Source organism: Mesorhizobium sp. M1C.F.Ca.ET.210.01.1.1, assembly GCF_004791585.1.
Lineage (GTDB): Bacteria > Pseudomonadota > Alphaproteobacteria > Rhizobiales > Rhizobiaceae > Mesorhizobium.
Genome location: NZ_SRUU01000007.1, coordinates 86969 through 102007, shown reverse-complemented (window position 1 = coordinate 102007; position 15039 = coordinate 86969). Strand labels below are relative to the sequence as shown.

The window sequence follows — 15039 nt, the reverse complement described above, 5'->3', positions numbered from 1 at the left end:
ACAGTGAGGCGTGAAGGCAACCACCGGATGTCGCGAAGCGCCTGACCCGCGCGGGCGTTGTTACAAGACCGGAAGCCTGGGAGAATCGACTTTGTGTCAGCTTTCGGCCGGAACCGGCTTCGGCTTGCCCTCACCATCCAGCGCCACCATGACGAAATCGGCATGGGTGACCTTCTCCATCAGGTCGGAGAGGTAACGCTGCGCCCAGGCCTCGACCTTGAGCGTCATCGAGGTGCGGCCGACGCGCTCGACATGGGTGTAGATGCAGAGCGTGTCGCCGATCTTCATCGGCTTGGCGAAGGACATCTCCCTCACTGCGGCCGTCACCACGCGACCCTTGGCGCGCTCGGCGGCGCGGATGCCGCAGGCAAGGTCCATCTGCGCCATCACCCAGCCGCCAAAAATGTCGCCGGCGGCATTGGCGTCGGACGGCATGGCGAGCGTCCTCAGCGTGAGGTCGCCGAGCGGCTTTCCGTCCGCATAGTGTACCATGGAATGGTCCTTCAACTGCTGCCCTGCCTGCACCCGTATCAACGCGGTTGTCGTGTCGCAAGCTCTGCTGAAAGCGAAAAGCGCGCCAACGCGCCGGTCGCTTTTTTCACAAGCTATGCCGGAAGCCCCGGCGACGACGTCAGCCCGCAGTGTCTAGGCTAAGCCCCGGATTTCGGAGCCGGCCGCGCATCATGCAGACCTATGATTTCATTGTTGTGGGCTCCGGCTCGGCCGGTTCGGTCGTTGCGGAGAAGCTCTCGGCCTCGGGCCGCTTTTCGGTGCTGGTGCTGGAGGCCGGCGGCAGCGATCGACGGTTCTATGTCCAGATGCCGCTCGGCTACGGCAAGACCTTCTTCGACCCGGCCGTCAACTGGAACTATAAGGCCGAGCCGGATTCGGGCCTGGCCGGCAATGCCGATCACTGGCCGCGCGGCAAGCTGCTCGGCGGCTCCAGCTCGATCAACGCTATGGTCTTCATCCGGGGCGCGCGCGAGGACTTCGACGCCTGGGCCGCCGCCGGCAATCCGGGCTGGAGCTATGACGACCTGCTGCCCGCCTTCAAGGCGCTGGAGGACAACGAAGCCGGCGCCAATCAGTGGCGCGGCACCGGCGGCCCGTTGCGCATCACCGATTGCTCGAACGCCGTGCATCCGCTGACAAAGCGCTACCTGGCGGCCGCCCAGCAGGCCGGGCTGCCGTTCAATCCGGACTTCAACGGCGCTTCCCAGGACGGCGTCGGCGTCTACCAGATCACGACAAAGAACGGCCGCCGCATGTCGGCCGCACGCGCCTTCCTGCGGCCGGCGATGAAACGCGGCAACGTGCGCGTCGAGATGAATGCGCTGGCAACGAAAATCCTGTTCGAAGGCAAACGCGCCGTCGGCGTCGAATACGAGCAGAACGGCGAGACAAAAACGGCGCGCGCCGGCCGCGAGGTGATCCTCTCCGGCGGTTCGATCAACTCGCCGCAACTGCTGCAGCTTTCCGGCGTCGGTCCGACGGCGCTGCTTGGCGGCCTCGACATCCCGGTCGTCCACGCCAATGACAATGTCGGCGCCAACCTGCAGGACCATGTCGGCATCAACTACACCTTCAAAGGCAAGCTGCCGACGCTCAACCAGATCCTGCGGCCCTGGTGGGGCAAGCTCCTGGTCGGCATGCAATACATCCTTTTGCGCTCGGGCCCGCTGTCACTGTCGATGAACAATGCCGGCGGCTTCTTCCGCACCGACCCGTCAATGGCGCGGCCGAACATGCAGCTCTATTTCCAGGCCTTCTCGACGGTCATCCCGAAAAGCGGCGAGCGGCCGATCCTGACGCCCGACCCATGGCCGGGCTTTTCCATCGGTCTCTCCAACTGCAGGCCCTCAAGCCGCGGCGAGATTATGATCCGCTCGAGGAATCCACGTGATTATCCAAGGATCATCGCGAACGCCTATTCCACCAACGCCGATGTCGACGAGATGCTGGCGGCGGTGAAGTTCGTGCGCAGGATCGCCGCGATGCCGGCCATGGCTGAGATCATCGAGGAAGAGGTTCTGCCTGGCCCGTCAATCACTTCGGATGCCGATCTGATTCAGGATTTCAGGAAGCGCTCGGGCACGGTCTACCATCCCGTCTCGACCTGCCGCATGGGGCCGGACGCCGCGCGCGCCGTCGTCGATCCGCGGCTCAAGGTGCATGGGCTCGAAGGCTTGCGCGTCATCGACGCTTCGATCTTTCCCGATAACATCACGGGTAACACCAACGCCGCCTCGATCCTCACCGGATGGAAAGGCGCCGAGCTGGTTCTGGAGGATCAGGAATGAAAGTCACCGACGTCAAGACCTGGGTTGTCGGCAACCCGCCGCCCGGCATCGGCGGCAAGTATTTCATCTTCGTCAAGCTCGTCACCGACGGCGGCGTGGTGGGCTATGGCGAGGCGTACAACGCCACCTTCTCGGCGCATGTCACCGCCAGGATGATCGAGGACATGGCCGAGCGCTACCTGATCGGCCGCGATCCACACGACGTCGAGAACCTCTTCCGCCGCATCTATTCCTCGGGCTTCACCCAGCGCCCCGACGTGTCCGGCATGGGCTGCTTCTCGGCCCTCGAAATGGCCTGTTGGGACATCATCGGCAAGGAAGCCGACAAGCCGGTCTACAAGCTGCTCGGCGGCCAGGTGCATGAGACGCTGCGCTCCTACACCTACCTCTATCCGCACACCGGCAGCGTCCACTCGGAAGATGCACGCGGCCAGAACGTCTACAACGATCCCGACATGGCCGCCGCCTGTGCGCTCGAATATGTCGAGCAGGGTTTCAACGCGGTGAAGCTCGACCCGGCCGGCCCCTACACCGCTTACGACGGCCACCAGCCGCGCCTCATCGACATCGACCTGTCCGCCCGCATGATCAAGGCGATCCGCGAGGCCGTCGGCACCAGGGCCGACATCCTGTTCGGCACGCACGGCCAGTTCACCGCCTCGGGCGCGCTGCGTCTGGCCCGCGCCATCGAGCCTTACGATCCGCTGTGGTTCGAGGAGCCGGTACCGCCGGACATGCCCGAGGTGATGGCGCAGGTCGCGCGCGGCACGTCGATCCCGATCGCCACCGGCGAGCGGCTGACGACTAAGTTCGAATTCGCCCGCGTCATCGAGAACCGCGCCGCCACCATCCTGCAGCCAGATCTCGGCCGTTCGGGCGGCATACTGGAAACCAAGAAGATCGCCGCCATGGCCGAGGCCTACCACATCCAGGTCGCGCCGCACTGCTATTGCGGCCCGATCGTCGGCGCCGCCAACATCCAGCTTGCGGTGACGCTGCCCAACTTCCTCATCCTGGAATCGCTGAAGCAGTGGGACGGCTTTCACGCCACGCTGCTCAAGAAGAAGATCGAATGGCAGGACGGCAAAGTCATCCCGTCGAAGGAGCCCGGCCTCGGCGTCGAGCTCGACGAGGAGGTTTGCGACGCCCATCCCTATAGCGGCAAGGACCTGCATTTGCAGATGATGCAGACGCCGCTGATGCCGTGATTACGCGCCTCGCCTACGCATTCATCGGCCTCGGCCATCTCGGCGGCAACCTTGCCGCCAGCTTGGTCCGCAACGGCTTTGCCGTCACCGTCTTCGACCGCGATCCGGCTGCCATTGAGCACCTAGTCGCGCTCGGCGCCACGGCGGCGGCGAGCCCTGCCGAAGCCGCGGCCCGCGCCGGAAATGCGATCACTTGCCTGCCCTCCCCGAAAGTCAGCGAGACCGTGCTCGCCGGACCCGATGGGTTGCTCGATGGCCTGCCCATCGGCGGCACCTGGATCGAGATGTCGACCAATGGCCGCGACGAGATCCTGCGGCTGTCGGCGCTGACCGCTGCGAAGGGCATCGACACGCTGGAATGCCCGGTCACCGGCGGCGTGCATCTGGCGGCGGCCGGCAAGATCACCGCGCTGGTCGGCGGCGAGGCCGCTCTCTACGAGCGTCACCGCCCGGCGATCGAGGCGATGTGCGCGAAGTCGTTCCTGATGGGTCCGCTCGGCTCGGCGGCAGTGATGAAGGTCATCACCAACATGCTGGCCTTCATCCATCTGGTCGCCGCCGGCGAAGCGCTGATGCTCGCCAGGCAGGGCGGGCTCGACCTCGCCCAGGCTTACCATGCGATCGTCGCTTCTTCCGGCAACAGCTTCGTGCACGAGACCGAAAGCCAGCTCGTCTTGAACGGCTCCTACGACATCGGCTTCACCATGGACCTGGCGCTGAAGGACCTCGGCTTCGCGCTTCGCATGGGCAGGGATTTCGGCGTCCCGCTCGATCTCGTCGCCCGCGTCAACGCGATCTTCGAGCAAGGCAAGGAAGCGTATGGCGGCGATGCCTGGTCGACGCAGATCGTCAAGCTGCTCGAGGACGCGGTGGGAACTGAGCTTCGCGCACCAGGCTTTCCTGCCCGGCTTGAGCTATAGCCGGCAAAATTTTTGGCCAGCTATTTCAGCACGTTGGCCGCGCCCGCGGAATCGGCCCCTGAGCCCCTTGAATCAACATCTTAGCGTCAGCGCGCCGGGCAGGATCTCGAAGGTCGCCGGGATCCGGCCTGGCGACTCGCCGTCTATGTCGACCAGCGCCCCGTTCTTCTCCGCATCGCCCAGCGGCTCCACCAGCACCTTGCGGCCGCGCAGGATGGTGATCGCCGGATGGTTACGGTGACGCCCGCCATAGAGCAGCCGGATGTCACGGATCAGCCCGAGCTTGCCGGCCGCGCGCAGGATGACGATGTCGAACAGGCCGTCGGACAGCTCGGCATCGGGCGCGATCATCATCCCGCCTCCAAAGAACCTTCCGTTGGCGACCGCCACCAGCGCCATGCGCGCCTCGACCGGCTCGCCGTCGTCTATGGTGATCCTGACGTCCTGGAAGCGGTAGCGGATGAACTCCAGCACCGTGCGCCAGAAGAACAGCGCCTTGACCGAGACTTGACCCTTGCGCTTGTCGGAATTGACCGCACGGTCCGTGACGCCTGAAAGACCAAGGCTGGCAATGTTGATGAAGTGGCGGGTGGCCAGCGCACCATGGTCGTCGATGTAGCAGATGCGCCCGGCATCGACCTTGCGCGGGCTGGCCCCGGCGATGCGCGCCAGCGCCTCCTCGATTTCACCTGTCAGGCCCAGCCCCCGCGCGAAGTCGATACCGGTGCCGCAGGGCAGAAGCCCGAGCTCGATCACCCGGCCTGTCTCATGCTCTGCCTGCAGCAGCCCGTCAGCCACCTCGCTCGCCGTGCCGTCGCCGCCGGCCGCTATCAGCAGGTCGCAGCCATTGGCGGCGAGGTCGATCGCCAACCGCTCGGCGTCGCCGCTGGTCTGCGTCTCGCGCAGGTCGAAATCACCGAAATGCTTCTTGAGCGACCTGGCTGCCTGAGGCCAATGCCGCTTGAGCTTGCCGCCTCCCGCAATCGGATTGAGAACCACCCCGACCTTCAAGCCCCTCCTCCACAAAAGCCCCCCGATCCTTTGCCGGCATTGAAACCCGCGCCGCACCGCAGGGCAAGGGGCCAGTGCCGGCGCGCCGTCGAAAAGCGGGGGGCGGACTGTCTAAGGGGTTTGGCGGCGAAACTCCGGGGATGTTCGCATCGGTCCCCGATAATCCCGCTATCCACAGGTTCGGGTCTATTCCGCAAACCACTTACCCGGCGTACATTGAACCCATCTCAGGCGGCTACCGAACGCCCCAGCCGAAAGGCAAAAGCGCAAGGCGGATTTCCTGAGGCCCGTACGGCCCGGAACGAGAGCAGGCTCGCCTGTTGGAGGGACGGATGTCGGCGGGGCCGCGGAAAGCGTGCGAACGCCGACGGCGGACCGATGCTGGCCATGAAGGCGGTGAAACCTTCGATGGCACGCTGGGCGAAGCCTGCAAGGGTGGAGATCAGCGTGGTCTGGAACGGGCGCTGCCCTTCGGGTGGCGACTGGCAGGACCGTCAAAATCAAGGCCGGCCTGGCGCGACGACTTTACGGAAGTTGCTGCCGCGACTGGTTCCTGATCTGACAGGGAGGCGCTGGGAGAGATCCCAGCGCCGACTGTCTTTTAGGGTCCGCCTCCCCAGCCGGTTGCACGCTAACGCGGTCCCACTGATGTTTTCCCGTCACAGTCGCAAGCCAAGCAACCTTCCGTAACGCGCCGTCATGCACAATTCACAATCGCGGCCAAATCCCGCCTTGTTCCCCGGCGATTGATCGGGCCAGGGAACGACTTCGAAGGGACAAGACCGTGATCAAGACCGCCCTTGTCGCCATGACCATCGTCGGCTGCGACTGCGACGCCAAGCTCTGCGAATATATCGGCGAGACGCCCGCCAAATGGGCGACGATCGCCGACTGCGAAGCGGCGATGAAGAGCCAGATGCTGCATCAGCGCAACTTCAACTATCCGCTGGTGTCCGGCATTTGCCGCACCAAGGGTTCGGCATCGTCCTCGGAGCTCGCCGCGAAAGCGTCCGGGCCGGAGCTTAAGCCGGCGAACCGCGTCGTCGAAACCATCGCTCCATTGCCGCCCGAGCTCAGCCATCGCCCGAGCGTCCCGGTTGGCGGAACGGTGACGGCCAGCGAGACGGAAGCCGCGCGGCCAGTGGCTTTCGAGGCAGCGGTCGATGGCGGCAGCGCCGTGCTCTACCGCACCAAGGCCGGTTATGCGATGGTCAAGACGGATCTCGGCCGCGCGGCCGACGCGACCGTGGACATGGCGAAGCGGTCGGCCAACTGGCTGGCGGGACTGGTGCCGAGCGGGCTGTAACCCAGGCTAAGGCGCGTTACAGCTTGACCTTCAGGGTCTCCCAGAACTTGTCGATCATCGGCTGCTCGGTTGCGGCGTCCTGATCGCCGATGCGTGTGATGAACAGCAGCCCCTGATCGGCGAGGCCGAAGCCGACGATCTCGAAGTCGGCCTTGTCGGTGCGCGTCTTTACGGTTGCCTTGATGCCTGTCAGTTGCTTGCCGTCGGGAAGCTCGCGGCTCGTCGGCTCCTGCGTCAGCGTCCCGCCCGCTTGAACCGATTCCTTCGTCATCTCCTGCAGCATCAGCTGGTCGAGCGAAACCGGGTTCATCTTGCCGTATTCCTGCACCACGACGATGGTGCCCAGCGCCGAGGCCGCCAGGTATTGGGTGATGCTGTCGCCGAGATCCGTCTTGGTGACGGAAATGCTGCTTGGATGGACAAAGGAGAAAGTGCCGCCGGAGAAGGTGGCGAAGTCGTTGCGGTCGAGCCTCACCTTCGCCGTCTTGCCGCCGGGCAAGGTCACGTTCGCGTCCTCGCCGGGATCGATCTCGATCGCCACGCCATCAATCGTCAGCTTGAAAGCCTTCAGGTCCTCGGCGCGGGCCGACCCCGCGCCAAGGATCATCATCGCGAACGCCGCGGCCGCAAGTCTCATTCGCATGTCCTGTCCTCTCCACGCGGTTCCACCGAACGCCTTGATGGCACGGCAGAAGGTCGAGGAAAACAGTTCCGGCCAAAGTCACGGCAGGGAACCATCGCGTCGCTCGCGCTTAGGTTGATAATTCCGGCCTGATGCGGGAAGATCATCGCCTATCTGAAGTTGGGGGGCTTCATGACCTTAAAGGTTCGCATCGCACTATGCCTGCTGCTTTCGCTCGCGCCTCTGCATGTGCGAGCGCAGGACACCGGTCAAAGCGACGACGAGACGGTGATGGTGGCGCCGGACGATCCCGATATGACGGCGGCGATCGCAAAGGCACGATCGAGCCTGGACGACTTCCTGGCTCTGTCAGAAGCGCCGCCGCCGGGAACCGACAAGTTCAAGTTGAAGGTCATGGTCGTGGACGGAAATGTGACGGAGCATTTCTGGGTCATCCCCTTCAAACGGACCACCGACGGCTTTGTAGGCATATTGGCGAATGAGCCGGAACTCGTCGGCAACGTCGTCTTCGGCCAGAGCATCGAATTCACCAAGGACGATATTTCCGACTGGGGATACACCAGGGACGGCCATCAGGTCGGCAGCTTCACCGTCTGCGTGATGTTCAAGAAGATGTCGAAGGAAGAAGCGGACTACATGCGCACCCAATACGGCTTCGATTGCTGACGCCGAAGCCCGCTATTCGGCCGCTTCGTCCCTCGCCCCGATCTTGCGCACCAGCGCCGCCGTCGCCAGCATCGCGCCGAGATCGGCGATCATAGGCGCGACATGGGTGTTGTAGTCGACCGGCACGGAGATATCCGGCAGCTCGAAGAAGTTCTTCGACCGCGGCATCAACAGAAAACCGTCGCTGCCGCTGAGTGCCACCCGGGCCTGGTCGTAAGGCCATGTCTCGCCGAGCCAGGTCAGCGCCCGCGCCAATCGTCCCGTGACCAGCGGCCGCGCCGCATCGACATTGTCGGTGCGGAATTCATAGGTGGCGTCGAGTTCGGCGACACCGCTTGAAAGCTCCTGCATCGTATTGGCGAACATGCCGCGGAAGAAATGCACCACCTTGCCGGCCTTGCGCGCCGCGACCAAGGTGCCCGGGAATGGCTCGATGGTTTCGAAGGCGACGATGACGCCCTTGAAAGCGGTCGTCTCGGTCTTGCCGGAGCCTTCCCACAGCTTCGCCTCGTAAAGCTCGAACGGAAAATCCTCGTAGCGTCCCGAAATGATGTCGTCGAAGCTCTGCCGATTGAACGCGCCGACCGTCTCGCGCGGCATCCTGTCGAAGGAATTCGGCCGCACGCCGTGCTGGTAGCGCACATCGCGCACAAAGCCGAAGATGATCGGCAGCAACGTGTCGCGAAAGGATTGCTGCAGGCGGGTCGCCGGTCTCAGCGCCTGGAAATAGAGCAACACCGCAACGATGAAGCCGCCAAGGTAGAGAAAGACATGCGGCGTCGACAACCACTGCTCGTTGGGGTCGGCGGCGCTGTTGAACAGCCAGGCGATGAGGCCGACAAAGACGATAACCAGGCCGACAAACAGCGGCACGCGCCAGCGGACCTGTTTCTGAGCCGAAGCCCGCCTCGCCTCATAGGCTTCGATATTGTGCCTGATGCCGGCGATATCGGCTTCGCTCGGCATGAAATCCGCTGCTTCCATGGCCACCCCCGGACACCGGCAGATGCCGCATATGATAGCGGCTTTTGCCCGAAAGTCGCCAGCGCTCGCGATGATCGGAAGTCAGCCCTCTTGGTCCGGAAAAATCGCGTCCAGGCGAGTCACAACTCGCTGGCCGATCGCCCCGTCCAGCGACTCCACCGGTACCAGCCGCTCATGGCCGCCTTTGGCGAGGCGCATGAAGAAATGCAGCCGGTAGCCGGCAATCGTGCCGCGCGTGGCGGCGTCGGCGCTCACATCGACGATGAGGATCGAGCCGATCCGGCCGGGCCATGGCTGCCTGGCAAAGGCCGTGCCGAGGAAATCGCCGAGACCGTAGGCGATGAGCGTGCCGCCGATCCGCTCGACAGGCTGCACGACATGGGCATGATGGCCGGTGATCAGCCCGACGCCATGGCTCGCCAGTCGCCGCGCCAGCGCCCGCGTCGCCGGCCTCGGAAAATGCCGGAACTCCCAATCCCAATGCGGCACGGCGCAAAGCAGGTCGGTACCGGGAACGGCTTCGCGTTGCGTATCCGGCGGGTCCATGGAAACCCGCGCCCGAAATTCGGCTTCGTCGGCATTGCGCCAGAGCGTGAAGGCGGCGAAGCCGATCGTCAGTGGCCCGGCTGCATGGCGCTGGACAGACCCGCCGGCACTGGTGCCGATAGTGCGAATGCCGAGCCGCTTCAGCGCAGCGACCGTCTCCTCGAATCCGGCAACCCCCTGGTCGAGCACATGGTTGTTGGCAAGCGATAGCACCAGCTTCTCGCGGGCAACCCCGACGGCTGTCAGTGCGTCGGCGAGAAAGCGCTCGGTCATCGCATGATGCGTGCCGAACCGCGTGCCCGCCACCGCGCTCGGCCGCTCGACGATCGGGCTTTCGCAATTGCCGATCACGAGATCGGCGGAGCCGAGCAGCGTCGCGATCGTCGGATCGCATTCGGGCGCCGCGCGATTGGCGACCGCCGAAGTGTCGCCGATGAAGGCAAGCCGCACCCTTTGCGCGGGTGGCGGCTCCATCAGCGTCGCCGCCGGTGCCGCGAAACCTTTCCCGTCACCGCCAAGCGATGGCTTCAGGAAGCGCGGCAGCCACAACAGTTTGTAGGAAAGCGGATAGTTCGACACGCGATGCCCATTTGTTTGTTCCGTGTGTAGACCGTTCGTCGGGCCGGTAGAAGCCGGCGCGCAAATCCGCGCGCCCAGCGGACGCCGCGGGCCAAACCGGTGTATGCTTGCCGCACTGTCGGTGGAGGATGACGATGACGCGCATAGCCGGCCTCATGGCTGCAGCCTTGTTTCTTTGCCTTCCGAGCTTCCCGGTCGCCGCCGCGGAAATGCCGGCCGCCGCAAACACCCTGTTCGAGGCGAAAACCGTTTCCGAGCGGAACACCGCTCTGTCGGCGCTTGAGGCAGCCGCGCCCAACGATCCGGCGTCGGCCTACGCCGCCGGCGCCGGCGAATTTTTCACCGCCCTGGAGATCCTCGCCAGCGGCCTGCATCGCCACGGTTTCGAAAGCCCGCAATCCTTCATGCTGCCGCTGATGCGACTGCCCGTGCCGGGCAATCCCAACCCCGAGCCGCTGACCTATGAGGAATTCCGCGCCATCCTGGTCGCCTTCCGCGACCGGCTGGAGAAATCCGCCGCCACGCTAGCTTCCGTGCCGGCCGGCGCCGACATAGGCATGGCGGTCGACCTTACCCGCACCGGCATCGATCTCAACGAGGACGGCAACATCGCGCCTGACGAAAGCATCGCCGCGATCATGGCCTCGCTCTCACGCGGCGGCGTCGACGCGAGCGATGCCGCACCGTCGCTTGCCTTCCGCTTCGACCGCGCCGACGGATACTGGCTGCAGGGCTATGCCGAGTTCCTGATGGCCCAGGCCGATTTCTGGCTGGCGCATGATTTCAAGGCCATGTTCGACGGTTCCTTCCACATGCTGTTTCCGCGCGCGAAGCTGCCGCTGCAGGACGCGCTGGTGCCGCCGGATGGCGGCATGAGCGGCAGCATCTTCGCCTCGGAATGGCGCTTTGCCGACTTCATCTCGCTGGTGCATCTCGTCAACTGGCCGGTGGTCGAGCCGGAGCGCCGGCAAGCCGCGCGACGTCACCTGCTGGAGATGATCAGGCTTTCGCGTGAGGACTGGAAAGCGATCCGCGCCGAGACCGACAACGACCGCGAATGGCTGCCGGGACCGCAGCAGAAGGGCGTCAACCCGCTCACCGGCCTTGAGGTCGGCGAGGAGCAAGTGCAGGCCTGGCTCACCGCCCTGACCATGGCCGAAGACCTTCTCGAAGGCCGCGTGCTGCTGCCGCATTTCCGCATCGCCGGCAAAGGCATCAATATGAAGCGCTTCTTCGACGAGCCGAAACCCTTCGACCTCGTGCTGTCGATCACCGGGCCGGCGATCGCGCCCTATCTCGAAAGCGGCAAGATCCTGACCAGCGAGGACTTCGACCAGATCCAGCGCGAGTTCGGCGGCGCCGGCTTCCTGACCTTCGCGCTGTGGTTCAACTGAGGAACTCCGCCGCCGCTCCTGACAGCCCTCTGTCAGCAGCGTCGGCCGGCGACACTTGCCCTTTCACTCCGCTCTTTCCATTTCGGCCGAGTCCTCCCATATTCGGGCCATGGCCAAACGCACAGACAAGAAAACGCCCTCGCCGGCGCAAGAGGGCGCGCCGAAACGGCGCAGCCCGCTGACCGAATTCCTCGACGCGGCCGAGCCGCTGAAGCCCGGCGGCTTTGCCGAGGCGCCACAGAGCGAGTTCTCCGGCGCGCCGCTGACCGGCTCGATCTCCGATTGGGCCGGCCAGATCGAGCGCGAGGCCGAAAAGCAGCCGAAGACAAAAGCACCGAAGAAGATCCCTGAGCGCTCTTCCGCGCCCGGGCGCACGGCGCGCGGTACCTCGATGGGCGGCGCGGCGTCGGCGAAGGAACGCGCGGCAGCCGGCCTCAACCCGGTAGCCGGTCTCGACATCAGCCTCGAGGACGCCGAGTCGGTTTCCTCGAGCGGCGTCACCGCCACGGTCGCGGCGCTGTCGGCGCTGATCGAATCCGGCAACCCGCTTCACAAGGACGGCCAGCTCTGGACGCCGCACCGCCCTGCCAGGCCGGAAAAGTCCGAGGGCGGCATTGCCATCAAGATGGTGTCGGATTTCGAGCCTGCCGGCGACCAGCCGACGGCAATCAAGGATCTCGTCGAAGGCGTCGACCAGAGCGACCGCACCCAGGTGCTGCTCGGCGTCACCGGCTCGGGCAAGACCTTCACCATGGCCAAGGTGATCGAGGAGACGCAGCGCCCTGCCCTGATCCTGGCGCCCAATAAGACGCTGGCCGCGCAGCTCTACGCCGAGTTCAAGAAATTCTTTCCGGACAACGCTGTCGAGTATTTCGTCTCCTACTATGACTACTACCAGCCCGAGGCGTACGTCCCGCGCACCGATACCTATATCGAGAAGGAATCCTCGATCAACGAGCAGATCGACCGCATGCGCCACTCGGCGACGCGCTCGCTGCTGGAGCGCGACGACGTCATCATCGTCGCTTCGGTGTCCTGCATCTACGGTATCGGCTCGGTCGAGACCTACACGGCGATGACCTTCCAGATGCAGGTCGGCGACCGGCTCGATCAACGCGCCTTGCTCGCCGACCTCGTCGCCCAGCAGTACAAGCGCCAGGACATCAACTTCGTGCGCGGTTCTTTCCGCGTGCGCGGCGACACGATCGAGATCTTCCCCGCCCACCTCGAGGACCGCGCCTGGCGCATCTCGATGTTCGGCGACGAGATCGAGGCGATCACCGAGTTCGACCCGCTCACCGGCCAGAAGACCGGCGAGTTGAATAGCGTCAAGATCTACGCCAATTCGCACTATGTGACGCCGCGCCCGACCTTGAATCAGGCTATCAAGTCGATCAAGGAAGAATTGCAACATCGCCTGCAAGAGCTTGAAAAGGCTGGCCGTCTGCTGGAGGCGCAGCGGCTGGAGCAGCGCACGCGGTTCGACCTGGAGATGCTGGAGGCGACCGGCTCCTGCGCCGGCATCGAGAACTATTCGCGCTATCTGACCGGCCGCCAGCCGGGCGAGCCGCCGCCGACTTTGTTCGAATATGTGCCCGACAATGCGCTGATCTTCATCGACGAGAGCCACGTCACCGTGCCGCAGATCGGCGGCATGTATCGCGGCGACTTCCGCCGCAAGGCGACGCTGGCTGAATACGGCTTCCGCCTGCCCTCCTGCATGGACAACCGGCCGCTGCGCTTCGAGGAATGGGACGCCATGCGGCCGCTGTCGGTCGCAGTTTCGGCGACGCCCGGCGGCTGGGAACTGGAGCAGTCCGGCGGCGTCTTCGCCGAACAGGTCATCCGCCCGACCGGCCTGATCGATCCGCCGGTCGAGGTGCGTCCGGCGAAGAGCCAGGTCGACGATGTCGTCGGCGAGATCCGCGAGACGACGAGGCTCGGCTATCGCACGCTGGTCACGGTGCTGACCAAGCGCATGGCCGAGGACCTGACCGAGTATCTGCATGAGAACGGCATCCGCGTCCGCTACATGCATTCCGACATCGACACGCTGGAGCGCATCGAGATCCTGCGCGACCTGCGCCTCGGCGCCTTCGACGTGCTGGTCGGCATCAACCTTTTGCGCGAGGGCCTCGACATCCCCGAATGCGGTTTCGTCGCCATCCTCGACGCCGACAAGGAAGGTTTCCTGCGCTCGGAAACCTCGCTGATCCAGACCATCGGCCGCGCCGCCCGCAACGTCGACGGCAAGGTCATCCTCTACGCCGACCAGATCACCGGCTCGATGGAGCGGGCGATGGCGGAGACCAACCGCCGCCGCGAGAAGCAGATGGAGTGGAACGCCGCCAACGGCATCACGCCGGAATCGGTCAAGTCACGCATCGCCGACATTCTCGACTCGGTCTACGAGAAGGACCACGTGCGCGCCGACATCTCGCAGTTCACCGACGACGCCGGCGCCATGATCGGCAACAACCTGAAGACCCATCTCGAGGCGCTCGACAAGCAGATGCGCGATGCCGCCGCCAATCTGGACTTCGAGAAGGCTGCGCGCATCCGCGACGAGATCAAGCGGCTGCGCGAGATGGAGCTTGCCATCTCCGACGACCCGCTGGCGCGTGAGGTCGAAAGCCAAAGTCCCGCATCAGGCCGCGAAAAGGGCAAGCACAACAAGGGCGTGGCCAGACATCGCACGGCCGAGGAGCAGGAACGTTTCCGCAGGCTCGACGAAGCGCGCGCCGCCGAGGAAGCGGCCAAAGCCGCCCGGCCCAACATGTTCCGCAAGCCGCATCTCGACGAGATGGGCGCCGACGGCGCCGTGCCGGTGAAGAAGCCGCTGTTCGCCAAGCCGTCGATCGACGACATGGGGCCTGGCACCGATATGACGACCCCGGCCGGCGCCGTCTCACGCTCGCTGTTCAAGAAACAGTCGGCGCAGGAAGCGCACGGCTCCGATTTCGGCATTCCCGGCGACCGTACCAAGCCGCTATTCAGGAAGAATACGCTGGACGAGATGACGGTGCGCCGCACCGAAAAACCGGTCGAGGGTGTGAGACCGGCGAAGCCACAGCCAATCTCTCCCGTTGAGGGGGAGATGCACGGCAGGGCAGAGGGGGGCGCGGAGCGCGACGATAAACCAATCGTTCGTCAGCGCTCCGGCATCGGCTCCTACGAAGACCCGGCCGACGAGCGTCGCCAGAAGCGACGGCCGGGCAAGACCGGGCGGCCGGGAAGATAGCGTCCGTCCCTTCTCCCCCTGGGACCCTGGGGGAGAAGGGACGTGCGGTCCGCTTGCCCTCACCCTCGCCTTTGGTGTAATCGCTTCGCATACTCGAACGTCTGGAAAGGAGGGCTGCGTGTCTATCGATCACCACCGTCAGCGCGGCCCTGTCTGTGCCCTGCGAGCTTGCTTGCAGGGCTGACCAGGACGGTCCGGGTTTTTCCCGCTTCGATTTTTGGTCTGCCCTTCGTGGTGCCGC

At 64.8% G+C, this 15039-nt stretch carries 12 protein-coding genes; 7 read left to right on the top strand and 5 right to left on the bottom strand.

All coding sequences use genetic code 11. The features are described from left to right. Positions 1-96 precede the first annotated feature (96 nt). Positions 97-492: an acyl-CoA thioesterase gene (locus EN853_RS10200; RefSeq protein WP_127858448.1), complete on the bottom strand. Its 396-nt coding sequence runs from the start codon at positions 490-492 to the stop codon at positions 97-99. A gap of 191 nt (positions 493-683) precedes the next feature. Here EN853_RS10200 and EN853_RS10195 point away from each other — a divergent pair, with 191 nt between their 5' ends. The 3 genes from EN853_RS10195 to EN853_RS10185 are packed head-to-tail and all read left to right on the top strand — an operon-like array spanning position 684 to position 4428. After that, the gene (locus EN853_RS10195; RefSeq protein WP_127858447.1) at positions 684-2300 is read left to right on the top strand and encodes a GMC family oxidoreductase N-terminal domain-containing protein; all 1617 of its coding nucleotides are present in this window, start codon (positions 684-686) and stop codon (positions 2298-2300) included. Next, positions 2297-3508: a mandelate racemase/muconate lactonizing enzyme family protein gene (locus tag EN853_RS10190; protein WP_127858446.1), complete on the top strand. Its 1212-nt coding sequence runs from the start codon at positions 2297-2299 to the stop codon at positions 3506-3508. Before EN853_RS10195 ends, EN853_RS10190 begins: the two co-directional genes overlap by 4 nt. Next, positions 3508-4428 (top strand): NAD(P)-dependent oxidoreductase, encoded by a 921-nt coding sequence (locus tag EN853_RS10185; protein WP_127858587.1) that lies wholly within the window; start codon positions 3508-3510, stop codon positions 4426-4428. Before EN853_RS10190 ends, EN853_RS10185 begins: the two co-directional genes overlap by 1 nt. 72 nt (positions 4429-4500) lie before the next feature. Here EN853_RS10185 and EN853_RS10180 read toward each other — a convergent pair whose 3' ends face one another. Further along, positions 4501-5439, bottom strand: a complete 939-nt coding sequence (locus EN853_RS10180; RefSeq protein ID WP_127858445.1) for a diacylglycerol kinase family protein — start codon at positions 5437-5439, stop codon at positions 4501-4503. A 784-nt stretch (positions 5440-6223) separates the two neighbouring features. Here EN853_RS10180 and EN853_RS10175 point away from each other — a divergent pair. Beyond that, entirely contained in the window at positions 6224-6745 is a 522-nt protein-coding gene (locus EN853_RS10175) for a hypothetical protein (protein ID WP_127858444.1), read from the top strand. 16 nt (positions 6746-6761) lie between these two features. On the opposite strand, the gene EN853_RS10170 is transcribed toward EN853_RS10175, so the two are convergent. Beyond that, positions 6762-7382, bottom strand: coding sequence for a hypothetical protein (locus tag EN853_RS10170; protein WP_245516904.1), 621 nt, complete (start codon positions 7380-7382; stop codon positions 6762-6764). A gap of 177 nt (positions 7383-7559) precedes the next feature. On the opposite strand from EN853_RS10170, the gene EN853_RS10165 reads away from it, so the two are divergent. Then, the gene (locus tag EN853_RS10165) at positions 7560-8054 is read left to right on the top strand and encodes a DUF2314 domain-containing protein (protein WP_127858442.1); all 495 of its coding nucleotides are present in this window, start codon (positions 7560-7562) and stop codon (positions 8052-8054) included. Between the two features lie 12 nt (positions 8055-8066). Here EN853_RS10165 and EN853_RS10160 read toward each other — a convergent pair whose 3' ends face one another. Further along, entirely contained in the window at positions 8067-9038 is a 972-nt protein-coding gene (locus EN853_RS10160; RefSeq protein WP_127858441.1) for a DUF3137 domain-containing protein, read from the bottom strand. 81 nt (positions 9039-9119) lie between these two features. Beyond that, the gene (locus EN853_RS10155; RefSeq protein ID WP_127858440.1) at positions 9120-10163 is read right to left on the bottom strand and encodes a CapA family protein; all 1044 of its coding nucleotides are present in this window, start codon (positions 10161-10163) and stop codon (positions 9120-9122) included. 134 nt (positions 10164-10297) lie between these two features. Here EN853_RS10155 and EN853_RS10150 point away from each other — a divergent pair, with 134 nt between their 5' ends. Then, positions 10298-11557: a hypothetical protein gene (locus EN853_RS10150; RefSeq protein WP_127858439.1), complete on the top strand. Its 1260-nt coding sequence runs from the start codon at positions 10298-10300 to the stop codon at positions 11555-11557. A 109-nt stretch (positions 11558-11666) separates the two neighbouring features. Then, complete coding sequence (uvrB, locus tag EN853_RS10145) at positions 11667-14798, top strand: excinuclease ABC subunit UvrB (protein WP_127858438.1); 3132 nt, start codon at positions 11667-11669, stop codon at positions 14796-14798. Positions 14799-15039 lie beyond the last annotated feature (241 nt).

What these genes read in the sequence shown, in the direction of transcription:
- EN853_RS10160 (WP_127858441.1), bottom strand. Translation starts at nt 9,038, where the DNA reads ATGGAAGCAGCGGATTTCATGCCGAGCGAAGCCGATATCGCCGGCATC.
- EN853_RS10200 (WP_127858448.1), bottom strand. Translation starts at nt 492, where the DNA reads ATGGTACACTATGCGGACGGAAAGCCGCTCGGCGACCTCACGCTGAGG.
- EN853_RS10190 (WP_127858446.1), top strand. Translation starts at nt 2,297, where the DNA reads ATGAAAGTCACCGACGTCAAGACCTGGGTTGTCGGCAACCCGCCGCCC.
- uvrB (WP_127858438.1), top strand. Translation starts at nt 11,667, where the DNA reads ATGGCCAAACGCACAGACAAGAAAACGCCCTCGCCGGCGCAAGAGGGC.
- EN853_RS10150 (WP_127858439.1), top strand. Translation starts at nt 10,298, where the DNA reads ATGACGCGCATAGCCGGCCTCATGGCTGCAGCCTTGTTTCTTTGCCTT.
- EN853_RS10195 (WP_127858447.1), top strand. Translation starts at nt 684, where the DNA reads ATGCAGACCTATGATTTCATTGTTGTGGGCTCCGGCTCGGCCGGTTCG.
- EN853_RS10165 (WP_127858442.1), top strand. Translation starts at nt 7,560, where the DNA reads ATGACCTTAAAGGTTCGCATCGCACTATGCCTGCTGCTTTCGCTCGCG.
- EN853_RS10170 (WP_245516904.1), bottom strand. Translation starts at nt 7,382, where the DNA reads ATGAGACTTGCGGCCGCGGCGTTCGCGATGATGATCCTTGGCGCGGGG.